The following is a 24,201-nucleotide window of genomic DNA, read 5'->3' as shown; positions in this document are numbered from 1 at the left end:
AACGCTTAAACTTGAAAATGACGTGTCAGTTTTGTCGAGAGTCTCGTCGACCCGATAATGGTTAACACGATACAGAACGCCGGCCAAAAAACGAGCGCCGGATTCGTTGCAAGGTAATGTCGTCCTTCACTGATCATCCCCCCCCATTCTGGTAACGGTAATTGAACACCTAGTCCAATGAAGGAGAAGGCGGAAATCAAGAGAATGACTTTTCCAAGGTCAAGACTCATGACGACAAGAATGTGCGGACAGACGGCAGGAAGGACGTGCCGGAGTGCGATTTTCGGTTTCGAAAGACCGTTCACGCGCGCAGCGAGGACGTGTCCCTTCGTGCTCTCTTGCAGGACGAGCGTGTGTACGAGGCGTGTATAGGACGTCCACTTAATCAAACTGATGGCGAGCACAAGGCTTTGAATGCTCGGACCTAGGACTCCAGCGAGGACGATGGCGAGCACCGTATCCGGAAAGATGATGGTCGCATCTGTCACTTTTGTGACGATTCGCTCCAATTTGCGATAGACGAACCCGCTGATCGTCCCAAGAATGATGCCGACCGTCGCTGTGATGAGAATGATGACGGTACTTAAACCGACCGTGATCCCGCCTGCAAGAAGGAGTCGTGACAAGACGTCTCGCCCTAGATGATCGGTGCCGAGCAGATGATGCAGCGATGGTGAGGCAAGTCGATTCGTCACGTTCGTCGCGAACGGGTCGACCATCGATGTCAATGCATACATCACGACGAAGATTGCCAAACCGCTTATGATGAATCGGCGCTGTTTCATCGGGACACATCCTTTCGATAGAGGTGAGGCTGCAGTAAACGTAACATCACGTTGGTCACGAGATTGATACTGACGACTAAACAAGTCGTAAAGACGAGATACCCTTGCAAGACGGGGAAATCACGGCGTAAAACAGAATCCACCATCAGTTTGCCGACCCCGGGATAAGCGAATAATACTTCGAGCACGACGACTCCTCCCATGAGGCTCGCCACGCTCACGCCGAACATCGAGATGACAGGGGGCAAGGCGGCCCGGGCGATATAGCGCGTCAGTAACTTTTTTGAACGGATTCCCCGAACTTTTGCTATCACGACGTAATCAGCCGCCATCACGTCGAGTAATGTCGAGCGGATGAGCCGGATATAGACGCCGCCAACGGCAATGCCTAACGTCAAAGACGGTAAGACGAGGCTGTCCCAGCCGTTTCGTCCCATTACAGGGAACCATTGGAGTGACACGGCGAATACATACATCAAAAACAAGCCGATTAAAAAACTAGGGACCGATGACCCGACAATCGACAATCCGGTTGCTAGCTTGGAAAAGACAGACATTGGTCGGAAAGCGCTGATGGTACCGAGCGGGACGGCGAGCACAATCGCCACGAGGAGACCTCCGGCCGCGAGTTCGAACGTCGCGGCATAGTTGTTTTTAAACAATTGTGTCACAGGCTGACCGGTGATGAGTGAATCGCCTAAGTTTAATCGAACGATTTCAGAGAGCCAATTCACGTATTGGACCCATACCGGATCCGTGAAGCCAAGCTCCTCGCGGAGGCGGTCAATCTCGGCGACATCGACTTGCAGTTCGTCGACCTTCAATAAGTATAGGACGGGATCTCCCGGGACGAGTCGGAGAAGCAAAAAACTGAAAAAAGTGAAGACTAGAAAAGCTAGTCCCCACTCAAGCGATTTACGTGCCACGAATCGCGTCATATCACAACACATCCAAATCTTTTGTGATCATATAGTATTCGCTCTTTTCAGTGACCCACCCATGCACGTTGTCTTTCAAAGCAACATTCGTCGAAGGGTGGACTAAAAATGAGTTGATGACACGTTCATCGACATATTGCGCAATTTCTTCGGTCATTCGGTCGCGTTCAGCACGGTCGACCGTCTGATTCAAGCGGTCGATTTTCTGCGTCAATGTCGCATCTTCTACGCCACTGAAATTCAACGCGCCGTTCGGATGGAACGTGGCGTTCAAGTAGTAGCCGCCGTCCCCACGTGGTGCGGTCAAATTGCTATACGTCGCAAGGTCCCAGTCTCGTTCGGCGGCCATATATTCTTCCGGTGTGTCAATCATTTGAATATCGATTTCTATCCCGACTTGCTTCGCATCCGATTGAATCAACTGTGCGATGAGTGGTAAGTCAGGTCGTGAGCTATACGTCAACAGATTGAGCCGAACCGGCTCACCGTCTTTCATCAACACGCCGTTGACTTGCTCGTAACCGTCTTGTTTGACCAGGTCCAGGACATCTTGTCCCTCGTCAGAAGGGTAGGACGGGGCGAACGGGAAAGACGGTAAGAATGGACCGACAGCAGGTGTGGCATAGCCATTCAAAATGCCGTCCACGATTTGTTCGCGATTGATGAGCGAGTCAATCAGGCGGCGCATCGCGAGTGACTGCATATGTTCACGTTCAAGGTTCATCGTCAACTGATGGACACGGAACGTCTCCGCCTTGTCGACGACGAACCCGTCCTGCTCCAACGTGTCGATCATCTCGATTTCTGGACGATAGACGATGTCTGCTTCGCCAGACCGGAGCGCCATCGTGCGCGACCCCGGGTCTTCGTTGAACGTGAACGTGACCGTATCGAGTTTCGGTTGACCGTCCCAGTATGCATCATGCCGTTCAAGTTGGATGTTCGAGCCGGGTTGGAACGACGTCACTTGATAAGGGCCGGTCCCGACAGGTATTTGATCGATGGCATCATCTGCAGTGACGTCAATGATGGATGTGTTCGGATGGACGAGTTCATTGACGAGTTCTGGATAAGGGACGGTCGTCTCGATTAGGAGGCTCGATGCTTCCGCTGTAATCGATTCGATACGCAATGCGCTGCGGATCCCTGTATTCTCTTCGAGAGAACGGTCGAGTGAACGTTTGACGGCCTGCGTGTCGAGCGGTTTCCCGTTATGGAACGTCACATCTTCTCGTATGTAAACGCGCCACGTCGTTTCGTTCACTTGTTCGAACGATTGTGCGAGCCATGGGTCGACCGATAACGTCTCATCGTTCAATTTAAAAAGCGTCTCTGTCACACCGGCCCGGAGCGGAACGTAACTTGAATCGCGGTGGGGGTCTAGCGACTGAGTTGAGAAGTTATAGACGAAATGTAAATGCCGATCGTCTTGATTGGAATCGTTGCAAGCCGTTAAAAAAAATAGAGCGATAGTACATATGAGCGGAACTACATATTTCATAGAGATGACATCCTTCTTTCAAATTGTAATGATTACGAATTACATCATAGCGTAATCATTACAATGTATCAACTGGTGAATTTTATGTTTAAATTAACAGGTAACACTGGTGGTGATTGAATGGTTATGTGTTGTTAAATATATTTAAACCTATAAAAAATTAAATGCAAAAGTACTAAAAGCCATTTATAATAATAATTTCCAAGTTATCCATTCTATCTTGATCATTGGTTGAAATTATTACTTAGTTATTGGAGACAACTCGTATGAACATTATGTTTAGCTTACTATCGGTACTATATGTCGTCTTTTTGTACGTCAGTCCGTTCACAAACGCCACCCCGTATGAGACGGCCGAATACTTTGCGTCGTTCGACCGAGACGTTAACAGTTGGGAGAACGTCGAGCTGTTCGAGTCGCTCGGGACCGAGCTCGATCTTGAGATGAACCGTTTCGTCCATTATGCCTCCGTACCGAGCCATTGGACGACGTTGACCATTGAAGATGACGAACGATTCGATGGTGTATCTCATTTCATCTTAGAAGCTGGATTTGACGGTGAAGTGATTCAAACGGATTGGAACGAACCGATTGATGATGTAGAAGGAAAAGTCGTCGTTTTGCCGATGACGGTCAAATCACTCGAGCTTGACGGGAGGGACACGTCGGCTGATCCATATGGAGAGGTCCTCATTGATGATGAGGCGAATCGCCACTTGCTCAACCTGTTGGAGGCAGGAGCCGAAGGGTACATTGTCACGCCCGATGAACAAGAAGAGGCTTATTACGGAACCATTTATACTTCGCCACGGACGCGGCTGCCCGGCATCGGCGTCGACGTTGTGACAGCAGATCGTTTGACGGACGGGACGCATGTCTCAGTCGAACCGTTCGTCGACGACGAGGTGCCGTATGTCGAATTTATTCAACCTGGTAAAACAGACGAGGAGATTGTGATCTTGGCTAGGCTTGACGGCACGAGTTACGGGGACCATGCGTTATGGAGCCTTGGTGGTTCATCGATATTGTACGCGCTCATCGAACAAATGGATGGCATTGATACGGATGCGACGATCCGATATGTCTTCTTGAACGGAAGTGGGGGTGGCTACGAGACCGCCATGGATTATTTAGAAACAGCGAAACAGGCTGAAACTTTGCCGTCTTTAGTACTGTCATTAGATATTCTTGGTACCGGGGAAGATGCACGTTTTGTAAGGACAAAAGGGATGACAAGACTGCCGGTCCTTGAGCAAGGAAGCTGGTCAACACTTGATGTGAAGCCACTCGGGACGTCGTATTTAGATGAATTTCATGCGGAAGGCGTACCGGTCATGTCATTAAGCGATTCATTGACGGCTGAGTTTGATGCTTTAACTGAAGCCGATACAATCGACCGTTTGTCGAACGAGGCGATGGAAGACCACGTCGCTTGGCTAACAGATTGGCTCGCCACACAATGATGTCTTGAACCGTCCCCGTGTGAGGGCGGTTCTTTCTTTTTGACTGAAACACTCGTCCTCTCTCGAATTGTTCGGTATGATGAAAGAGGAGGCGATACAATGGAACGAAACATGAACATTACAAGACATTACGGTGAACTGGCCGGTACGCTTTTATGGCATGACACGCCGCGGAAAACGGTCGTCATCTTGAGCGGGAGCGGGCCGAGTGACCGGAACGGCAATGTCGGACCTGTCCAGTTCAATACGTATAAAAAACTAGCCGACGCGCTATATGGCATGGGCGTCAACGTATTTCGGTACGACAAACAAGGGATTGGGGAGTCGGACGGTGACTTTAATAAAGTCGGACTCCATGACTTGGTCAACGATGCGATCGAAGTCGTGAAAACGATCCAACGGTTGCCTGAAACGGGCGATGTCTACGTGCTTGGCCATAGCGAAGGGGCGGTCATCGCCCCGGCCGTTCAACTCGAGACGAATGCGGCCGGATTGATCCTCCTCGCCGGATTCAACGACTCGTCGAAACAGATGTTCTTACATCAAGCCGACGCACTCGCGAGCGAGATCGGGCGCGTGAAAGGGTTGAAAGGGATGTTTTATCGGTTGACCGGCGTCCCGAAAAAAGTCAGACAACGACAAGACGATCTGCTCGAGCGCTCGCTCCGGACGAACGTCGCTGCGTTCAAATACCGAGGCCAAGTCGTCAACGCCAAATGGATTCGTGAACATGCGTCGTATGACGTCCGGGAACGGCTCGAGCTCGTGCGCGTCCCGCTGCTTGCCATCACCGGTGACCGTGACGTCCAAGTCCCGCCTGAACACGTCCATTCACTGCGGACGAAAGGCGATGTCGACAGCTATATCATTAAAGATATGAACCACCTGCTCGTCGAACGGACGAGCCCGCATTCACTTTTAACGTTGCACAAAGAATATCGTGAGGCGATCGAGGCCCCGCTTCATCCACAGCTGTTACAGAAATTGAACGATTGGTTAATCAAATAGTCAAAAACAGTCGAAAACGGTCACTAGTTGACCGTTTTTTATGTTATAATTGTGACAATAAGATAAAAAGTGAATGAATTTGAATGTTTTTGATTGTTTTTTTAATGTAAACGCTTTATATTAGAGATACGGAGGGAATACGATGTTAACGAAACAACGACATCAGATGATTTTGCAACGGTTGTCGGAACAAAAGATCGTCAAGCTGAAAGAGTTGGTCGAATGGATGGGGGCGTCAGAGTCGACGATCCGCCGTGATTTGACGGACCTTGAGGCCGAAGGCTACCTTGAACGGGTTCATGGCGGGGCGACGCTCGTCGTTCGCGCTGAAGACGAACCGACGTTCGAGGAAAAACGGGATCGGCACGTCGATGAGAAAGTCGCGATCGCACGGAAGGCCGCGACGTTCATCGAAGACGGGATGTCCGTCTATCTCGATGCCGGGACGACGACACAGGCGATGGTCCCTTACTTGACAGGTAAGAAAGTCATCGTCGTCACGAACAGCCTCCCGATTGCCAACGACTTGTTCGATCTCGATATTAAAACGTTCGTGATCGGCGGCGAGTTGAAACGTTCGACACAAGCGCTCGTCGGCTACAACGCTCGCGAGAGCATGATGAACTATCGGGTCGATGTCGCTTTTCTCGGTATCAACGGGGTCGACCTAGAAGCGGGCTATACGACGCCTGACCCAGAAGAAGCCCTCGTCAAAAAAACAGCGATTGAACTGGCTCGGGACGCCTACATCTTGGCGGACGATTCAAAATTCGGGAAACGTTCGTTCAGCCGAGTGGCGCCCCTCGAGGCGGCGACACTCATCACGATGAGCGGTGCACCGTACGTCAGTTCAGTCGAAACATTAACAAAGGTGGTGAACGCCCAATGATTTACACGTTAACACTTAACCCATCAATCGATTATTACGTCACATTGCCAGAAGTCGTCTTAGGTGAGGTCAACCGCATCCAAGAGACGACGCAACGGGCCGGAGGAAAAGGTATCAACGTCTCGTTCGTCTTACGTGAGTTTGACGCCGATACGGTCGCCCTAGGATTCATAGGCGGAACGACAGGTGAATTTATTAAGAAAGCGTTGACGGACAAGGGTGTCGAGACCGATTTCATCGAAGTCGATGGCGAGACCCGAATCAACGTCAAGATCCGGGCGAAAGAAGAGACGGAATTGAACGCGAGTGGTCCTGTCATCTCGGACACGGAACTTGAACAGTTGACAGCACAGTTCGAACACGTCCAAGCAGGTGATATCGTCGTCTTGGCCGGAAGTATCCCTGGCAATCTGCCGAGCACACTTTACCGGACGCTCGCTGAGAAAGTTCGAGCGAACGGAGCCGACTTCGTCGTCGATACAACAAAAGAGGCGATGCTCGAGGTGCTCTCGCTCGAACCACTCATGATCAAACCGAACCATCACGAACTCGGTGAACTGTTTGATGTCGATATCGAGACGTTTGACCAGGCGCTCCCTTACGCGGAACAGTTAGTCGAGCGTGGCGCCAAAAACGTCATCGTCTCGTTCGCAGGAGACGGCGCGATGCTCGTCAACGGTTCAGGCGCCTATACGGCTAACACGCCGAGCGGGAAACTCGTCAACTCGGTCGGAGCGGGTGATTCACTCGTCGCCGGCTTTGTCGCTAACATTTTAGACCACGACGCAACCAAGGCGTTCCGCTATGCGGTCACGACCGGCAGCGCGTCTGCTTATACGTTTGGCCTCTGTACGAAACAAGACGTGGACCGCTTGGTCGGCGAAGTCGACGTCACCCCACTATCCCGATTGGAGGAAACAACATGAACATCACGGACCTACTCAAAAAGGACACGATCCAACTGAATCTCCGCAGTCGTTCAAAAGCAGATGTCATCGATGAGCTCGTCGACGTGCTCGACCGGGCCGGTAAGCTATCGGACCGGAACGGTTATCGCGACGCCATCTTGGCCCGCGAAGCGCAAAGCACGACCGGACTCGGTGAAGGGATTGCCATCCCGCACGCGAAGACGAAAGCTGTCAAAGCACCCGCGATCGCCTTTGGTCGCTCGAGCGGGATCGACTATGAAGCGCTCGACGGCCAAGACAGCCGCCTGTTCTTCATGATCGCAGCAGGCGAACACGCCGACAACGAGCACTTAGAAACACTCTCGAAATTATCCGTCTTCCTTATGGATCCAAAATTCCAGGAACGTCTCTATGCGGCAACGTCAGAAGATGACGTCATTCGCGCGATCGAAGAGAAAGAAGCGGCCGAAGCGGCACCGGTTGCTGAAAAAACGGTCAAAAAGGATGCACCTTATATCCTTGCCGTCACAGCTTGCCCGACCGGCATCGCGCACACGTATATGGCAGCAGACAGCCTGAAACAAAAAGCAGAAGCGATGGGTGTCGACATCAAGGTCGAGACGAACGGTTCGACTGGCGTCAAAAACGAATTGACGGCAGCTGATATCGCCAAAGCGACAGCTATCATCGTCGCGGCCGATAAAGCCGTCGACATGGAGCGGTTCGCCGGGAAACACGTGATCGAAGTACCGGTCGCGCAAGGCATCCGCAAACCGGAAGAGTTGATCAACCGGGCTGTGAAACAAGATGCACCGGTTTACCGTTCGACAGGGACGTCAGGCGCTCCTAAAGAACAGCGCACCGGCATTTACAAACACTTGATGAGCGGGGTATCAGCCATGCTGCCACTCGTCGTCGCCGGTGGTCTGTTGATTGCCCTCAGCTTCTTCTGGGGCATCAACTCGGCAAACCCAGATGACCCGTCTTACAATGAATTTGCGGCTCAGCTCATGACGATCGGTGGCGCGGCGTTCGGTTTCCTCGTCCCAATCCTTGCCGGTTTCATCGCGATGTCGATCGCCGATCGTCCGGGTCTCGCACCTGGTCTCGTCGCCGGTGTGCTCGCGAGCGAAGGGAATGCCGGATTCCTCGGTGGACTCATCGCCGGTTTCTTAGCTGGTTACGTCGTCCTGTTCTTGAAAAAAGCACTCGCGAAATTGCCAGCGACGCTTGAAGGAATTAAACCAGTCCTCCTGTATCCGTTGCTCGGCTCGTTCATCTCAGGGATGATCATGCTACTTGTCGTCAACGAACCGATCGCAGCGTTCATGACATGGTTGATGGATACGCTCAACAGCATGAGTGGTGCTAACGCCATCTTGCTCGGTGTCATCGTCGGTGGCATGATGGCCGTCGATATGGGTGGCCCGATCAACAAAACGGCGTACGTGTTCGGTACGGCGGCACTCACAGCCGGTAACCAAGAAGTCATGGCGGCCGTCATGGCAGGTGGAATGGTGCCACCGCTTCTCGTCGCGCTCGCGTCAACCGTGTTCGCTCGTCAGAAGTTCTCGAAACAAGAACGTGAAGCTGGTAAGACGGCGTACATCATGGGCGCCTCGTTCATCACAGAAGCAGCCATCCCGTTCGCTGCGGCCGACCCGATCCGGGTATTACCGTCAGCGATCCTCGGGTCAGCACTCGCCGGTGGATTATCTGCCTTCTTCGCGATTCAATTGCCGGCGCCGCACGGTGGGATCTTCGTCTTCCCATTACTTGAAGGAGCTGGAAACGTCGCGATGAGCATGGGTCTCTACGCACTTGCGATTCTCGTAGGGGCACTCGTCGGAGCACTCCTCCTCTCGTTCTTGAAAAAACCGCTTACGACAGCGACGGCAGAGCCAACGCGTGATGTCGCTTAACAAACTCGACCGTAGGGATTCCTACGGTCGTTTTTTGTAAAATGATTGTCAGTCGTTTCTGGAAGAAGTGTGATTTCGATTCGGTGATTTGTGGTAAACTACTTGTAAAACTTAGGGTAGGAGGGGGTACGGATGCAAATACGGAAAGCTGAGCCGAAAGACGCTTACGGGATCGCGCGCGTCAGGGTCAACGGTTGGCGAACGACTTATCGGGGAATCGTTCCGACCGAGTTTTTATTAAAGCTTTCTTCTGGGTCGATCGAGTGGTCGGAAAAAGTCCGAAGTGCCCTTTCTAACCGCGAAGTCAGCGGATTCGTCGCCATAGTCGATGAGGAAATCGTTGGTTTCGTATTGTATGGGGACGAGCGGACGGGTGACTATCCGGACCATCCGAACGAGATTTACGCGATTTACATTTTAGAAAACCATCAACGGAACGGAATCGGCTCACTCTTACTCGAACGCGCGGTCCAAACGATGTCTAGCCGTGGTGTTCTCATCTGGGCGCTCGAGCTGAACCCGCATCGGGCGTTTTATGAACAGCGCCAAGGACGAGTCGTCGATGCGAAAGAGCGCTTGTTCGGCGAACTCGCGTTGCGCGAAGTCGCCTATGGCTGGACGGAAGCGACCCATGATGCGATCATCGGGGCATGAACGGACGCGACGAAACTGTCGCGTCCGTTTTATTTAGACAACACACAAATATATAGCAAAATAGGTGACTACATGAACATGTATAACATAACCAAATATCATCCTGAAACGAGAGGGAAGATTGACGAGTGGACGGAAATCTCGGACATCGATCAAACGTTTGAAGGTGTCGTCTTCACGTTGGAGGAATATCTCCGCATGGAGTCTAATTACGTTAAAGCGATTGAGCGAATCATGGGCTATTTAGGAGTGAAGACATTGACCGTCTCCTATCTTGAGCGACGTGACTATGCGTATCGAGCCTCTTCGAAATGCGCGTTCAATGCGCTCTATCCGATCCGGATGAGAGACCTTCGCAAAAAAGTGAAGCTAGGGAAGGTGCTGTCACGAGACCAAATCCCGAACATGCTTCGCCTCATGTTAAGGAATACGCTTTACGCCGAGTTAGAGTATAAAGTGAATGAGTCAGACGAAGAATATAGGTTCAAAGTGTTCTTTGGGTACGACTATATGATGGGCGTCCATTCGTTGAACGATTTGTCGCCGCTGCGAGACGAGTTGTTGCATTTGGATATGTATCTCGAAGATTGATGCAGAGGTGACACCTAAAAAACGATTACAAGGTAAGGGGAGGACGATGTTTATCTTTTCTCCTTATCCATTCCGTTAATAGGGTTTAAATGGTAAAATTTATAAAAATAAGAGTCGGAAGATTCCTGATTTTATAACGATATCTTACAAAAAGGTGCTGGCTAAATGCATAACTACACTCTACTGGAGAGAGCCCTATTTTTATCGCCTTCCCTCAATTTCGAGAAGATGAAAAAAGAGATGGATGGAAAGACTGTCCTGATTACTGGAGCGAGTTCAGGAATCGGCAAGGAGTTCGCCTATCTATTAGCGAATACAACTGCGCATCTGATTCTGGTGGCCCGCAGAGAAGCAAGCATGAACGTCATGAAAGTCGAAATCGAAAAGGCTACAGCCAGTGTAACGGTATTCCCGGCAGATTTGCGCAATGAAGAGGAACTAAAAGGATTGCTGGCATTTCTTCATCAATTAACGGACGGAGTGGATGTTGTCGTCAGCAATGCCGGAATCTCCATCAACCGTCCAATTGCCCAGTCGCTGGATCGTTACCATGACTTCACACGTACCATGGCGCTTAATTATTTTGCTCCGGTACAGTTGTTGCTATCGCTCATTCCGGTGCTTGAGAAAAAGAACGGGCACATCATCAATGTCTCCACCATAAATGCTTTGCTATTCCCTATACCTCACTGGGCTGCCTACCAGGCGTCGAAAACCGCTTTTGATACGTGGTTGCGCTCGGCGGAGCCGGAACTGAAAATCAAAAACATTTCCACCACTTCTATTTATCTGCCGCTCGTGAAAACACCCATGATAAAACCAACTATTGCTTATCAGACTTCCCCTGCCATGTCACCGGTTCACGTGGCGGAAATTATAGGACACGTCTTGTATACGAAAAGAAAAGTTTATAAACCCTGGTGGCTGATTCTAGGTCAATGGGCTTCAGTTATTTTCAGATCACCGTTATCGTTTATCGTCCTCAGGTTATTAAGAAAAAAGGAGCGTGAAAGAGGCAATGTTTAATTTGCTGAAAATATTGTCGCAACTCAATTTTCTTTCCCCATCAAACTTAGGACGTCTTTGCTTCGCTATCCATCAAAACGGTGTAAACCTTATGCTTCTTTTTTCATTGACGGAAAAGACGGGAGGCCAAAAAACTGCTTTGGTGGATAGTCGGGAAACACTCAATTATCTGGAGCTGCAGAAGCACTGTGAAAATCTCGCTCATCTTCTAGCGGAGAGGTATGGGATTTGTAAAGGGCATAAAGTGGCGTTCTTCTGTAAAAACCACGCGTCCTTCGTGCAGGGCATTTTTGCTGCTTCGCGGCTCGGCACAGATATATACTTGCTCAATTGTTCCATGAGTCAACTACAGTTCGATCGACTAGTGCAAGAACATCATTTCGACTTGCTGATTTACGACGAAGAGTTTAGCGGATTGATTGAAAAATCGTCTTACAAACATTCAAAAATCGTCAGTTATCATGAAAAAATTGAATCCATCAACAGTTTGTCGGATTCGGCTCTACATAGAAAAGAAAAATTGACGGCCTCTGCCAGCGGAAAGATTGTGCTGTTGACCGGTGGCACCACTGGAAAGCCTAAACAAGTGATTCACCGCCCATCCCTCTTTAATTTCCTGGATCCTTTTGCTGCTTTACTGAACCGACTGCAGCTGCCAACATACAGCACTGCCTATATTGCAACGCCGATTTACCATGGCTACGGCATCGCAGTACTGTTATCATTTCTTGCTTTGGGAAAGAAAGTTGTCATTCAGGAGAGCTTTGATGCGAAAGGAGCATGCGCCCTTATTCGGCAGCATCAAGTAGAAGTTGTCACGGTAGTTCCTTTGATGATTCATAAAATGTTGAAGCACGATAAAGAAGCGCTCAGTTCCCTAGCTTGCATTGCGTCTGGAGGTGCAAAACTAAATCCGGTTTTAGTGAATGAAGTAAACAATCATCTGGGGAATGTCTTATACAATCTATACGGAACTTCGGAAGCTGGCTTGAACATCATTGCTACACCCGAAGATTTAAATTTTCATGCAAACACGCTTGGAAAAGCAATTTCGGGAAGTCAATTGCAGGTAGTCGTGGACGGGAAAAAAGTTGAACCTGGCAGTATTGGACAATTTTGTATTCGGAATAAATGGACCATGAAAAACAGCCCAAGCCACTGGATTCAAACTGGCGATATGGGTTACCGGGACGAGAACGGCTATTATTTCCTGTGTGGACGAACAGACGACTTGATCATTTCAGCCGGCAACAATATCTATCCTTCGGAAATAGAAGTTGCTTTGTGCAATCATCCGAGTGTCGAAGACGTCGCTGTAATCGGTGTAGAGGATATCTACGCTGGCAACATTCTGAAGGCATTCGTACAGCTGTATTCTGATAAAAGAATGACTGAAGAAGCACTTTTGAGCTGGTTACGCACACGAGTGGCAGCATACCAAATCCCCCGAGAAATCGCTTTTGTTGAGGAGTTGCCTTATACACCTGTTGGAAAGCTGGACAGAAAACGAGTTCAAACAATTACCCGTATCGAGGGCTAAGTAATTTACGAATAGAGCTATAAAAGATGTTGAGAGTACTTTGATTGTGGGGTGAGGAAGTGGAATTGAACGAGGCAATCATCGAGTGGATGAAGTGTTGCGCTTAATTTGACAAACCGCCGAATGAAAAGGTTTTCAATTGACAAGAATAGAAAAACGGTGACGATTTTTTGTCTAGGTCATCAAAAAAGCCCCGATTCTAGCCGATACATAGGTTAACGTAGCGAGAGTTATTCTCGGGAATAGGGGTTATTTATGAAACGGACGAAACAACGAACCATCAGCATTAAACAAAAGTTGATCACGATGTCATTGCTCTTATTATTGATTCCATCGTTATTGATCGGCTTTGTCGCTTACTATCAGGCGAAACAAAAAATTACGGATCAAATCATGCAGTCGGCACACGCGGGTGTGGAGCGGATGAATGACGAGATCACGAATCTGATTGAACCGATTGAGCGCGACGTCGCCTTTTTTGCGGGGCGGATCGATGAGTCGCTCTACGAAGAAGGAGAAGACAACCTTGGGTTAGAGGAGAAGTTCGTCGAATATTTGGCGACCCATCCGAAAGTGACGAACATCTATTATGCGTCCACTGAAGGCACGATGACGATCTATCCGGTCCAAACGATGCCGGACGACTATGATCCCCGGACGCGTCCGTGGTATGAAGCGGCAGATGGTGCCGAAGGAAACGTCGTCATCACAGACCCTTACGTCGATGCGGCCTCGAACAAGATGATGGTCACGTTATCGCAGACAACGGATGACGGTCGTGGCGTCATCGCGGTCGACGTCGACGTTGATGATATCGCCGAAGTCGCGACTAGCATTCAAATCGGGAAAGAAGGCTACGTCACGATCCTTGATGCGAACCAGCAGTTCGTGACCCATCCGACGTTAGCCGCAGGCGAGAAGGCATCAGGCGATTGGGTCGAATCGCTTTACGACGGCAAAGACGGCAGCTTTTCATATGTGTTCGAAAATGAAGACAAACAAATGGACTTCATGACGAACGACTTGACGGGCTGGAAAGTGGCCGGGACGTTGTATGATAAAGAAATTACAGATGAGACGGTCGGTATCCTGTGGACGACATTAAGTGTCATCGCCGGGATGAGTTTGCTTGCTGCCGTCATCTTATACTTCATCTTACGCTCAATCATTCGACCGTTGAACCGTTTGACGACGGGCGCGGAACGGATTCAGGCGGGAGATTTGACGGAAGAAATCATCATCGATTCGAACGATGAGATCGGCCGGGTCGCTGAAAGTTTCAACGGCATGACGGCGTCACTCCGTTCGATCATCATCAACCTCGATCAATCGATCGGGCAAGTCGCCGCATCGTCGCAAGAACTGATGGCCAACTCGGCGCAAAATACAGCATCTTCAGAACAAATTGCCGGGGCGGTTCAACAAATGGCGGCCGGCGCCGACGATTCGAAACGTCAGCTCGACGACAACGCCGTCTCGCTCCAAGCAATCACGGCAGGCATCATGCGCATCGCTGAAAGCTCGACGGACGTATCGGAACTGTCTCGCGAGACGGCGATCGAAGCGGAAGACGGGACAGCTGCCGTCACCCATAACGTGACGCAAATGAAAGCGATCGACACATCGGTCGAGACGTTCGGCGCAGTCATCGAGTCGCTCGCAAAGCGTTCGAACGAAATTGGAAACATTGTCGATGTGATCAACGGGATCGCGACGCAGACGAACTTACTCGCTTTGAACGCTGCGATTGAAGCTGCCCGCGCCGGTGAGAACGGGAAAGGGTTTGCCGTCGTCGCGAGTGAGGTCCGGAAGCTAGCCGAACAGTCACAGGACTCGACGAAGCAAATTTCGCAGTTGATTGAGAACATCAAGCAAGAGACGGAGCGGTCTGTCACGTTGATGAAAGAAGTGTCGGCCCATACGAAAGCGGGTCTTGAGACGACCGAGAACACGGCGGAGCGCTTCAAGAAGATTATGTTACGGACGCAGGAGATGACGCCACGGATCGAGGACGTGACGGCCACTGTCGAAGAGATCGCGGCGAACGTCGAAGAAGTTTCAGCATCAGCGACGCAAATCGCTCACATCGCCGACGAGAATTCGAACGCCTCGAGACAAGTCGCGGCAACGACAGAAGACCAGCTCGGTTCGATGGAGGAAGTCTCGCAATCCGCGAAAGCACTCGCCGATATGGCGGAGGAGTTGCAAGAACTCGTATCACGATTCAATGTATAAACGAAAGGCAGAGCGGATCCGCTCTGCCTTTTTGGTACATTTCGATTCTTCTTAGAGTTCATATCATCGTTTGCTCGACACTTGGTTGCGGCCTGAGTTTTTTGCCACGTACAGCGCCTCGTCCGCGTCTTGAAGTGCTTGTTCGACGGTCTTTCCGCCATCAAGCGAACTGACGCCGAACGAACATGTGACGTGCGGGACCGGACCGAACGGTTCGTCGTTGATCTTTTGACGTAACTTGTCGGCCAACTGGATGCCATCAGTAAGTGTCGACTGCGGGGCGACGATTAAAAACTCCTCGCCGCCCCAGCGGCCGATCGAATCGGTCTTCCTTATATTTCGGCGGAGCAATTGAGCGATCGAACGTAACACGAGATCACCGGTCGGGTGACCGAACGTGTCGTTGACGAGCTTGAAGTAGTCGATATCGAGCATGATGACGGCGGCAGGTGCTTTCGTGTCGACCGTATCTTGGACAGCCGAGGTCAGGACGTCGCCGACTTTTTTACGGTTGAATAACTCGGTCAACGGGTCGAGTGACGACAGATGCTCCATCCGTTCTTCATAACGTCGCTGTTCGGTCATGTCTTCGATGACGCCGACCCCGCCGTCGATTCGGCCGTCAGCCTGAAAGCTGGGCGACATCGTCGTCCGGACGAAACGGGGATGTCGATTCGGAGGGGTATACCAACCGGCTAAGCGGACGGTCTCGCCTGCCAATACACGGGCGACGGCACCGTATAAGTCAAACGTTGAGGTCGTGCACTGTTCAAACGTCGAGCTTGTCATCGGGACGACCCCGAGTAAGTCGACGAATGAATCGTTGTAACTGATGATGCGTCCGAACGTATCGAATGCAAAGAGACCGATCGGTAACTGGTCCCACGAGGAAGGATCGGGTTTCATGGTGTGGGTGTCTTGGTGAATTCGTTCTTGATCAGCCATAGAATGACATATGCGCGAACGCATACTTCCTCCTTTCTTTAACGAAACGAGAGTTTAGGACGTTCGTACTGATACTTTATACCCTTATTTGGAAGAATATTAGCTAAAACATGATAAAAATAAGCTGAAATCTAGAATCTGTCGGCTGATGGACATAAAAAAGAGACCGCTGGCGCGATCTCACAACAGTCATAAGATTGGGCTGAGCAACCGTGACACACCTTCGCGCATCCGGACGCTCCACTTCCGGACCGCATAGTCGTCGACCGTATAGCGCCGACTGACGGCGACGTCCGACTCGAACAACGAGGCGAGCTCAAGAGCGACCCGCTCATCGTAGATGATGGCGTTCACTTCGAAGTTCAAGCGGAAGCTGCGGGCGTCCAAATTCGTCGTGCCGACGGTCGAAATTTCGTCATCGACGACGAGCGTCTTCGCGTGCAGGAAGCCTTCATCGTACATATAGACGTTCGCCCCGTAATCGAGCAGCTCACCGAGGAACGACAGTGACGCCCACATGACGAACGGATGGTCCGGTTTTCCAGGGATCATGATGTCCATCTCGACACCGGAGAGGAGCGCCATCTTGCAGGCGTCCATGAAGCTCGTATCCGGGATGAAGTAAGGCGTTTGGATGATGACTCGCTGCTTGGCCGACGCGATCATTTTGATCATCATATTTTTCAAGTGCTCGGTGTCCGAGTTCGGTCCGCTCGTCACGATCTGCATCGGTGACTGCTCTTTAATATCGTGGCGCGCGAAGCAGAACGAGTTTTCAGGGTCGTGATGCTTGCTCCCCGAAAAGTTCCAGTCCAAGATGAACCGGTGCTGCAGGTGATAGACGACGTCCCCCTCGACCCGGAGATGGGTGTCGCGCCAGTAACCGAACTTCTCGACGAGACCGAGATACTCGGTACCGACGTTGAAGCCGCCGACGTAGCCGATCTTGCCATCGATGATGACGACTTTCCGGTGGTTCCGGTTGTTCAACTTGAAGTTGATCAAGCCGAGCGTCGGCGGGAAAAAGACACGGACTTCGCCGTTATGCGCGATCAACTCCTTGAAGTCTGAATCGCGGAGGCTGCGCGATCCGACCGCGTCATACAACAGCCGGACTTTGACGCCCGCTTTGGCGCGCTCGATCAGTTCGTGGATCAAGGCCTTCCCGAGGGCATCACGTTGGATGATGTAATACTGGATGTTGATCTCGGTCTCGGCGCTACGGATATCGTCCATCAGCGCCTTGAACTTCTGTTCCCCGTCATGCATGATGGTCGACTTGTTGTGGACGCTGATGAGTGACTTCGATGAGCGCAAGTTCATCTCGAGCAACTGCTCGTACTTCTCAAATAGCGGTTGGGCGAGCATCGTCTCTTTACGGTGAATCTGCTCGATTTGACTCTCGACTTGCAACGAATGAAATGAGCGTTCCTCAACACTCAAGTTAAAGAAGTTATCTTTTTTCAGCTGTCTACCGAGGAACAAGTAGATGATAAATCCGAGGATCGGTAGGAAAAACAAGACGAGCAGCCAGGCCCAGGTGGCACCGACATCGCGGCGTTCCGCGAAGATAACGGCTAAAGCGAACAATAAATTTAACCCGAGGACGATATACAGCCCCCAACTGATCATGACCGACCACTCCATGCGACCCACTCCTAAACGACAAATTGTGCAACTAGCTTTATAATACCTCAATCGAGGGAATAGTATGCTAGTGAAAAAATAAGGGGGAGACTGAGATGAACTTGAAAGTGGATTGGCAACAAGGGATGGCGTTTCAAACAACGACTCCTTCCGGTCATAGCGTGACACTCGATGCGGCGCCGGATGTCGGGGGATTGGATACGGGGCCACGGCCGACCGAGATGTTGCTGCACGCCACGGCGGCCTGTACGGGCATCGATATCGTTTCGATTTTGCACAAGATGCGCCTGCCGCTCGAACGGTTCGGGATGGAAGTCGACGCGGTGCGGGCGACCGAGCACCCGATGCGGTTCACGACGATCCATATTTTATATGTACTCGAAGGGGAGATGCCGGAGGAACGGGTCCGCCGTGCCATCGAACTGTCCGTCGATCGCTATTGCTCAGTATCGCATAGCTTGAACGCGACTTTGACGTATAGTTATCAATTGAACGGGGGCGACGTCATCCCGTTCCGATGACATCGCTCAGGCAAGATGGTTGAAATCGGTCGAACGTCTCCGTTATATTGGTATTTCAAATACTGCATAAATAAAGGAGGACGTTATGATTCGACTCGCGACGAAACGCGATGCTAAACACATCGCGCACCTAATCGAACAACGAGCCGTAGCGCTTAATGAAACAGGAAGTGATCAGTGGACGGAATATTTGGAGCTAGATTTGTTAGAACGCGTGCGAACCGACATTGCGACGGGAAGTGTGTACGTGTATGAACAACATGGCTTTGTCTTGGCCTCGATCGCCTTGCTTCCTCCGGATGAATGGGATCACAATTTATGGGAAGATGGCGAGCGCGGTCAATACATCCATCGCATCGTCGTCAGTGAGCAATTGAAAGGCCGTGGCGTCGGTCAACAGCTGATGCAACATGTACTCCGCGAAGCCGATGGTAACGAGCCGATCCGTCTCGACTGTGTCGCCGACAACGAGTTTTTGAACGAGTATTATCCACGTTTTGGTTTCGTTTACGTCGATTCACGTAACGGATACAACACGTTTGAATATGGTTTGGATGAAAGTGTCAGTGCGTGAGGGGTCAATGTACCCCTTTTTTTGTTACAATGAATCATGAAGAAACAAAGGAGGAATAGATATGATCAACACTATATTGGTCGGTTTCGGCTTCTCGGCGACGACGTTCCACCTGCCATTTTTGACGACGCTCGAGGAATTCAACATCACTGGGGTCGTCTCCTCTAGACCGGATGACGTCCGTGCCGTGCTCCCTGATGTGGACGTATACGCGACGCTCGAAGAAGCGATCGCGACCGATGCGACGCTGTTCGTGATCACGACACCGTCGAACTTACATAAAGACATGGTAACGACGTGTCTCGACGCAAACAAAGACGTCCTCGTCGAGAAGCCTGCGTTCCTAACGTCTGAGGAAGGGGAGACGCTTATCGCCCTCGAGAAGACGCGTGACGGGATCGTCAACGTGTTCCACAACCGACGCATGGATGGAGATTTCTTGACGGTGGCGTCACTGCTCGAATCAAACCGAATCGGAGACTGGAAAGTGTATGAATCACGCTTTGACCGGTTCCGTCCGCATGTCCGGGACAGATGGCGTGAGAACGCAGGTCCTGGGTCTGGTATTTTGTTCGACCTCGGCAGTCATTTGATCGATCAGGCGCTCGTGTTGTTCGGCGAACCGGACCACGTCTCAGCAGACGTCATGGTCCAACGAGACGGCGGACAGTCCGACGACGGCTTCAACGTGACGCTGCACTACGGTGAGAAGCGCGTCTATTTACGATCGAACCCGTTCGTCGCCGTTGAAGCGCCTCGCTTTGAAGTCCACGGTACGGCAGGCAGCTTTATGAAATACGGTCTCGACCCGCAAGAAGCCGCGCTCCGAGACGGCACGATCGAAGCGGGTGTCAGTGAGACGGGGACGCTCGTTGTAAATGAGCCGCAAACGATTGAAATCGAACCGGGGCGTTATTTGGCATTTTATCGCCAGCTCGCTGACAGTTATTCGACGAGACGGCCGGTCGTTCCCCTCGAGGACGCTTTGTTGACTACGCGTGTGATCGAACTTGCACGGCAATCGTCTCGAACGCAAACAACATTATCGTTTGAATAACGAAAAAGCAGGAAGTCCGCGAATTGGACTTCCTGCTTTTTCATGCGGCTTCCTCTTCCGGATTTGCCATCTTTTCCGTATGCCGAACGATCGGGAAATTGCTGAACAGTTTGCTGCCGATGAGACCGGCGATGATGCCGACGGCGAACACGATGATTGCCGTCACCGTCACCGTCTGCCAGTCATTAAAGCCATACATGACGAGCAGTCCCGGGATACCGGCGGCAGACCCAGGTGCGTTGTTCACCATTCCGGTCATCGCGACGATGAGTCCGGCGATGGCACCACCGACAAAGTTGACGCTATAGATTGGGATCGGATTCGCCGAGATGAGGTCGGCTTGTGTGAGCGGTTCGATCGCGACCGAAAGTTGGTCTTTCTTCGAGCCGATGTTCAATCGCTTAAAGAGTAAATAGTTCATCGAAATCGACGCCGTCAAGGCAAGGGCAGCGATTGCCATCGGGACACCGGTCAGACCGAGCATCGCCGTGAGCGCCATCGAACTGAGCGGTGATGTCGAGACGACCGTGACGATTCCGCCAAGGACGAGTCCCATCACAATCGGATTTTGCGTCGCTGCGAGCTCGATGACCGCCCCGATTTGAGCGAGCGTGTTCGAGACGAGCGGATCGACACCGATGGCGACGAGACGGGCGAGCGGTGCCATGACGATGACGTAAAAAATCATGTCGACACCGGCCGGGAGGTGCCGGTCGAGCTTGCCGCCGAGTAAGGCGAGGACGTACCCTGCGAAAAAGCCGGGGAGAATCCCGAAGCCTGACACGGACAAACCGAGCATCAACGCGTAGACCGGGTTCATGCCGAGCGCAATCGCGACAAGTGCTGCTGCCGCAGGTCCCGACAGCGCACCGGCAGCTTGGCCGACTTCTTCATATAAAGGGAGCGGCAGTAACCCACCGATCGCGTAGGCGTTGAACGCTTCGACGAGGAAGCTCGCGATTGCGGCGCCGGCGAGTGCTCCCATCGCTTTCATCCCGAACGGTGCTTTGTAACTGAATAACGTGAACAAGGCGAGAATCAACAGCAACAGGGCGATCCCTTGAATAATGACCATACGTGTACCTCTTTCTCTCTGTTTTATTTTCTCTATAGTTAACCATTCAGACCGTTATGTAAAGCCATTTCATCCATCTGACACGACTTTTTTGGATGGGAGCGTTTCCAAATGAAAAACGAGGCAAATGTGAACGGTTTTTTTGAAAAAGTTGTGAAAATGTGTCGTCTGATGTGTCAGGAAGCCGTGGAGTGGGAACATAAAAGAGATAGATTTTCATATAGGATCGACCAAGGAGGAGTAGAGATGCAAATGGAGAACAAAAATTGGCACGCACTCGAACCGGAAGAGGTGAGGAGTAGTCTTGAGACAGACGTAGACAACGGGCTGTCGAAGCAAGAAGTGTCGAGTCGGCAAGAACAGTTCGGGAAGAACGTTCTGCCGGAAAAGGAAAAGACACCTGAAATCATAAAATTTTTGAGACAGTTCAATGACATTCTTGTGTACGTCCTGATCGGTGCGGCCGTCGTCACTGGCTTTTTAGGTGAGTATATCGATACGATCGTCATCGCGCTCGTCGTCACGATCATTGCCGTCGTCGGCTATTTGCAAGAAAACAAGGCTGAACAGGCGCTTGAAGGGATTAAAAAACTGCTCGAGACGAAAGCAAGCGTTATCCGAGACGGCAAACAGATTCAAATCGAATCGAGCGAACTCGTCGTCGGAGACCTTTTGGTGCTCGCCGCCGGTGACAAAGTGCCGGCCGATGCGCGAGTCATTCTAGCCGAGAAGTTCAAAGTCGAAGAATCGGCTTTGACAGGTGAAGCGACGACGGTCGAGAAGAAAATTCAAGTCGTGGCGGAAGATGCTGTCCTCGGTGACCGGAAAAACATGATTTATTCAGGAACGAGTATAGCGACGGGCAGCGCGAAAGCGATCGTCACGTCGATCGGTGAAGGGACGGAGCTCGGTCAAATCAACGCATCGATCGCTGAAGTCGAGACGGTGAAGACACCGCTCATCCGTCAGACGACGAAATTCGGTCAAACGGTCTCGATTGCGATCCTTGTGATCTCGGTCATCATTTACGCGTTCGGCTACTTTGTACGTGATTTCGATCCAATCGAACTGATGCTGACAACGATCGGGTTAGCGGTCGCAGCGATTCCGGAAGGTCTCCCTGCCGTCATCTCGATTATTCTCGCACTTGGTGTTCGTAACATGGCCGAGAAGAAAGCGATCGTTCGTAGTCTACCGTCCGTCGAGACGTTAGGGGCGGTCTCTGTCATCTGTACCGATAAGACAGGTACGCTGACGAAAAACGAGATGACCGTCAAGCAAGTCGTCACGGCGAAGCACGATATCGAAGTGTCAGGCGGCGGATACGCTCCAGATGGTGACCTCGAACAAAACGGTCAACCGTTCGACCTCGATGACGACGAGTCGATGATCGATCTGCTCACGGTCGGGAAGACGTGTAATGATGCCCAATTGTATGAAGAAAACGGCGAATGGGTCATCAATGGCGACCCGACAGAAGCTTGCTTGCTCACGCTCGCCGAAAAAGCGGAGCGACCGATTGAACGGCTGAAAGTCATCTCGAAAATCCCGTTCGATTCGGAGTATAAGTACATGGCGACGCTCGTCGACTATAAAGATGAGCGGATGATCTTCATCAAAGGGGCGCCAGACCGCCTGTTCGATATGGCTGAAGATACGGAATTTGACCGCACCTATTGGGATGAGAAACGTAAAGAGATCGCCGACCGCGGACAACGTGTCCTCGGTGGCGGATTCAAACGGGTCGATCGCTCGAAAGAGACGGTCGACCATGAGGACGTCCAATCCGGTATCACGTTCCTTGGTTTGTACGGAATCGTCGATCCACCACGTCCAGAGGCGATTGAAGCCGTCGCGGCGTGCCGTGACGCCGGTATCCGCATCAAGATGATCACGGGTGACCATAAAGACACAGCCGTCGCCATCGCCCGTGAACTCGGCATGGAAGTCGAAGGCGCACTTGAAGGGAAAGAATTGACGAACATGTCGGACGAGGAGATCAAAGAAGCGTCGGTTCATAACGATGTGTTCGCACGGACGAGCCCAAATGATAAGCTGCGTCTCGTCAAAGGATTGCAGCAAAACGGGCTCATCACATCGATGACCGGTGACGGTGTCAACGATGCCCCGGCCTTGAAACGGGCCGACATCGGTGTCGCGATGGGTATCAAAGGGACCGAAGTCGCAAAAGAGGCGTCGCAGATGGTCCTCGTCGACGACAACTTCAAAACGATTTACAACGCGGTGCGTGAAGGCCGCCGTGTATACGACAACTTGAAGAAGACGATCTTGTTCTTGCTCCCGACGAACGGTGGACAAGCGCTCCTCGTCGCGATGAGCATCTTGCTCGGTGCCGCGGCACCGCTCAGCCCGGTCCAAATCCTTTGGGTCAACATGGTCGTTGCCATCACGCTGTCGCTCGCGATCGCCTTCGAACCGCTCGAAGAGAGCACGATGAAACGTCCGCCGCGTCCGGCGAACGTCCCGCTGTTGAGTCGCTATTACGTGTTTCGGATCATCTTCGTCTCGATCTTGATCGGGGGAGGCAGCTTGATCATCAACTACATGTTAGCCGACTTTGATTTCTCGACTGCGAAGCTGCAGACGATCACACTCAATACGATCGTCATGGCCCAGTTGTTCCACTTGTATAACTGTCGGACCGAACTCGCTCCGGCGTTTAACCGCCACTTTTTCGATAACAAGATTGCGTTTATCGTATCGGCACTATTGATTGCACTTCAACTGTTCATCACGTACGTGCCGTTTATGCACACGTTGTTCGGGACAGCGGCACTTGATTTGAATGATTGGATCTATCCGGTCGTCTTCGGTGCCATCGTCTTCGTCATCGTCGAGATTGAAAAAGCGATCTCACGTCGTGTCATCGGCAATAAAGACATACACTGATGTTTCGACTCT

20 protein-coding genes are annotated in these 24,201 nt (G+C 51.3%); 14 read left to right on the top strand and 6 right to left on the bottom strand.

Going from position 1 to position 24,201, the window contains the following annotated elements; translation table 11 throughout:
- Positions 1-5 precede the first annotated feature (5 nt).
- From EVJ21_RS01345 to nikA, 3 genes are read right to left on the bottom strand one after another with little or no spacing between them, the layout of a single operon-like run.
- On the bottom strand, positions 6-785 hold the full coding sequence (locus EVJ21_RS01345; protein WP_070327333.1) for an ABC transporter permease: 780 nt from the start codon (positions 783-785) through the stop codon (positions 6-8).
- Positions 782-1,723: an ABC transporter permease gene (locus EVJ21_RS01340; protein WP_070327332.1), complete on the bottom strand. Its 942-nt coding sequence runs from the start codon at positions 1,721-1,723 to the stop codon at positions 782-784. Before EVJ21_RS01340 ends, EVJ21_RS01345 begins: the two co-directional genes overlap by 4 nt.
- Position 1,724: 1 nt before the next feature.
- Positions 1,725-3,224, bottom strand: coding sequence for a nickel ABC transporter substrate-binding protein (gene nikA, locus EVJ21_RS01335; protein WP_070327331.1), 1,500 nt, complete (start codon positions 3,222-3,224; stop codon positions 1,725-1,727).
- 266 nt (positions 3,225-3,490) lie between these two features.
- Between nikA and EVJ21_RS01330 the strand changes: the two genes are divergently transcribed.
- From EVJ21_RS01330 to EVJ21_RS01285, 10 genes are all read left to right on the top strand, one after another.
- Positions 3,491-4,687 (top strand): zinc-binding metallopeptidase family protein, encoded by a 1,197-nt coding sequence (locus EVJ21_RS01330; protein WP_131489798.1) that lies wholly within the window; start codon positions 3,491-3,493, stop codon positions 4,685-4,687.
- 99 nt (positions 4,688-4,786) lie between these two features.
- Entirely contained in the window at positions 4,787-5,695 is a 909-nt protein-coding gene (locus EVJ21_RS01325) for an alpha/beta hydrolase (protein ID WP_131489797.1), read from the top strand.
- 142 nt (positions 5,696-5,837) lie between these two features.
- Positions 5,838-6,584 (top strand): DeoR/GlpR family DNA-binding transcription regulator, encoded by a 747-nt coding sequence (locus tag EVJ21_RS01320; RefSeq protein WP_070327328.1) that lies wholly within the window; start codon positions 5,838-5,840, stop codon positions 6,582-6,584.
- Positions 6,581-7,510, top strand: a complete 930-nt coding sequence (gene pfkB, locus EVJ21_RS01315) for a 1-phosphofructokinase (protein WP_070327327.1) — start codon at positions 6,581-6,583, stop codon at positions 7,508-7,510. Before EVJ21_RS01320 ends, pfkB begins: the two co-directional genes overlap by 4 nt.
- On the top strand, positions 7,507-9,414 hold the full coding sequence (locus EVJ21_RS01310; protein ID WP_131489796.1) for a PTS fructose transporter subunit IIABC: 1,908 nt from the start codon (positions 7,507-7,509) through the stop codon (positions 9,412-9,414). Before pfkB ends, EVJ21_RS01310 begins: the two co-directional genes overlap by 4 nt.
- A 132-nt stretch (positions 9,415-9,546) precedes the next feature.
- The gene (locus tag EVJ21_RS01305; protein WP_131489795.1) at positions 9,547-10,068 is read left to right on the top strand and encodes a GNAT family N-acetyltransferase; all 522 of its coding nucleotides are present in this window, start codon (positions 9,547-9,549) and stop codon (positions 10,066-10,068) included.
- Positions 10,069-10,146: 78 nt separating this feature from the next.
- On the top strand, positions 10,147-10,659 hold the full coding sequence (locus EVJ21_RS01300; RefSeq protein WP_131440576.1) for a hypothetical protein: 513 nt from the start codon (positions 10,147-10,149) through the stop codon (positions 10,657-10,659).
- Between the two features lie 165 nt (positions 10,660-10,824).
- A complete protein-coding gene (locus EVJ21_RS01295; protein WP_131489794.1) occupies positions 10,825-11,685 on the top strand; it encodes an SDR family NAD(P)-dependent oxidoreductase in 861 nt (286 codons plus the stop codon).
- Positions 11,666-13,225, top strand: coding sequence for a class I adenylate-forming enzyme family protein (locus EVJ21_RS01290; RefSeq protein ID WP_236636546.1), 1,560 nt, complete (start codon positions 11,666-11,668; stop codon positions 13,223-13,225). Before EVJ21_RS01295 ends, EVJ21_RS01290 begins: the two co-directional genes overlap by 20 nt.
- 255 nt (positions 13,226-13,480) lie before the next feature.
- Complete coding sequence (locus EVJ21_RS01285) at positions 13,481-15,460, top strand: methyl-accepting chemotaxis protein (RefSeq protein ID WP_131489793.1); 1,980 nt, start codon at positions 13,481-13,483, stop codon at positions 15,458-15,460.
- A 63-nt stretch (positions 15,461-15,523) separates the two neighbouring features.
- Here EVJ21_RS01285 and EVJ21_RS01280 read toward each other — a convergent pair whose 3' ends face one another.
- Together EVJ21_RS01280 and cls are read right to left on the bottom strand one after the other, a co-directional pair.
- A complete protein-coding gene (locus tag EVJ21_RS01280) occupies positions 15,524-16,366 on the bottom strand; it encodes a sensor domain-containing diguanylate cyclase (protein ID WP_161567030.1) in 843 nt (280 codons plus the stop codon).
- 228 nt (positions 16,367-16,594) lie between these two features.
- Complete coding sequence (gene cls, locus EVJ21_RS01275) at positions 16,595-18,052, bottom strand: cardiolipin synthase (protein ID WP_131465114.1); 1,458 nt, start codon at positions 18,050-18,052, stop codon at positions 16,595-16,597.
- Between the two features lie 125 nt (positions 18,053-18,177).
- On the opposite strand from cls, the gene EVJ21_RS01270 reads away from it, so the two are divergent.
- From EVJ21_RS01270 to EVJ21_RS01260, 3 genes are all read left to right on the top strand, one after another.
- Positions 18,178-18,573, top strand: a complete 396-nt coding sequence (locus tag EVJ21_RS01270) for an OsmC family protein (protein ID WP_370252266.1) — start codon at positions 18,178-18,180, stop codon at positions 18,571-18,573.
- A gap of 85 nt (positions 18,574-18,658) precedes the next feature.
- Positions 18,659-19,147: a GNAT family N-acetyltransferase gene (locus EVJ21_RS01265; RefSeq protein WP_071397441.1), complete on the top strand. Its 489-nt coding sequence runs from the start codon at positions 18,659-18,661 to the stop codon at positions 19,145-19,147.
- A 61-nt stretch (positions 19,148-19,208) separates the two neighbouring features.
- Positions 19,209-20,204 carry a Gfo/Idh/MocA family oxidoreductase gene (locus EVJ21_RS01260; protein ID WP_131489792.1) on the top strand — a complete coding sequence of 332 codons (996 nt, stop codon included), beginning with the start codon at positions 19,209-19,211 and terminating at the stop codon, positions 20,202-20,204.
- Positions 20,205-20,244: 40 nt separating this feature from the next.
- Here the strand turns inward: EVJ21_RS01260 and EVJ21_RS01255 are convergent, their stop codons facing one another.
- The gene (locus tag EVJ21_RS01255) at positions 20,245-21,279 is read right to left on the bottom strand and encodes a PTS sugar transporter subunit IIC (protein ID WP_131489791.1); all 1,035 of its coding nucleotides are present in this window, start codon (positions 21,277-21,279) and stop codon (positions 20,245-20,247) included.
- A 246-nt stretch (positions 21,280-21,525) separates the two neighbouring features.
- On the opposite strand from EVJ21_RS01255, the gene EVJ21_RS01250 reads away from it, so the two are divergent.
- Positions 21,526-24,189 carry a cation-transporting P-type ATPase gene (locus EVJ21_RS01250; protein ID WP_071397444.1) on the top strand — a complete coding sequence of 888 codons (2,664 nt, stop codon included), beginning with the start codon at positions 21,526-21,528 and terminating at the stop codon, positions 24,187-24,189.
- Positions 24,190-24,201: the final 12 nt, after the last annotated feature.

The organism is Exiguobacterium sp. SH0S2, from assembly GCF_004337185.1.
Lineage (GTDB): Bacteria > Bacillota > Bacilli > Exiguobacteriales > Exiguobacteriaceae > Exiguobacterium > Exiguobacterium aurantiacum_A.
Note: the sequence above shows the minus strand (reverse complement) of the source record. Positions and strands in the feature narration are given on the sequence as shown.

Bases quoted from the DNA above. Each gene is read 5' to 3' on its own strand.
- EVJ21_RS01325 (WP_131489797.1), top strand. From the start codon at position 4,787: ATGGAACGAAACATGAACATTACAAGACATTACGGTGAACTGGCCGGT.
- EVJ21_RS01310 (WP_131489796.1), top strand. From the start codon at position 7,507: ATGAACATCACGGACCTACTCAAAAAGGACACGATCCAACTGAATCTC.
- EVJ21_RS01300 (WP_131440576.1), top strand. From the start codon at position 10,147: ATGTATAACATAACCAAATATCATCCTGAAACGAGAGGGAAGATTGAC.
- nikA (WP_070327331.1), bottom strand. From the start codon at position 3,224: ATGAAATATGTAGTTCCGCTCATATGTACTATCGCTCTATTTTTTTTA.
- cls (WP_131465114.1), bottom strand. From the start codon at position 18,052: ATGGAGTGGTCGGTCATGATCAGTTGGGGGCTGTATATCGTCCTCGGG.
- EVJ21_RS01340 (WP_070327332.1), bottom strand. From the start codon at position 1,723: ATGACGCGATTCGTGGCACGTAAATCGCTTGAGTGGGGACTAGCTTTT.
- EVJ21_RS01320 (WP_070327328.1), top strand. From the start codon at position 5,838: ATGTTAACGAAACAACGACATCAGATGATTTTGCAACGGTTGTCGGAA.
- EVJ21_RS01265 (WP_071397441.1), top strand. From the start codon at position 18,659: ATGATTCGACTCGCGACGAAACGCGATGCTAAACACATCGCGCACCTA.
- EVJ21_RS01285 (WP_131489793.1), top strand. From the start codon at position 13,481: ATGAAACGGACGAAACAACGAACCATCAGCATTAAACAAAAGTTGATC.
- EVJ21_RS01250 (WP_071397444.1), top strand. From the start codon at position 21,526: ATGCAAATGGAGAACAAAAATTGGCACGCACTCGAACCGGAAGAGGTG.
- EVJ21_RS01345 (WP_070327333.1), bottom strand. From the start codon at position 785: ATGAAACAGCGCCGATTCATCATAAGCGGTTTGGCAATCTTCGTCGTG.
- EVJ21_RS01295 (WP_131489794.1), top strand. From the start codon at position 10,825: ATGCATAACTACACTCTACTGGAGAGAGCCCTATTTTTATCGCCTTCC.
- pfkB (WP_070327327.1), top strand. From the start codon at position 6,581: ATGATTTACACGTTAACACTTAACCCATCAATCGATTATTACGTCACA.
- EVJ21_RS01280 (WP_161567030.1), bottom strand. From the start codon at position 16,366: ATGAAACCCGATCCTTCCTCGTGGGACCAGTTACCGATCGGTCTCTTT.
- EVJ21_RS01260 (WP_131489792.1), top strand. From the start codon at position 19,209: ATGATCAACACTATATTGGTCGGTTTCGGCTTCTCGGCGACGACGTTC.
- EVJ21_RS01270 (WP_370252266.1), top strand. From the start codon at position 18,178: ATGGCGTTTCAAACAACGACTCCTTCCGGTCATAGCGTGACACTCGAT.
- EVJ21_RS01255 (WP_131489791.1), bottom strand. From the start codon at position 21,279: ATGGTCATTATTCAAGGGATCGCCCTGTTGCTGTTGATTCTCGCCTTG.
- EVJ21_RS01330 (WP_131489798.1), top strand. From the start codon at position 3,491: ATGAACATTATGTTTAGCTTACTATCGGTACTATATGTCGTCTTTTTG.
- EVJ21_RS01305 (WP_131489795.1), top strand. From the start codon at position 9,547: ATGCAAATACGGAAAGCTGAGCCGAAAGACGCTTACGGGATCGCGCGC.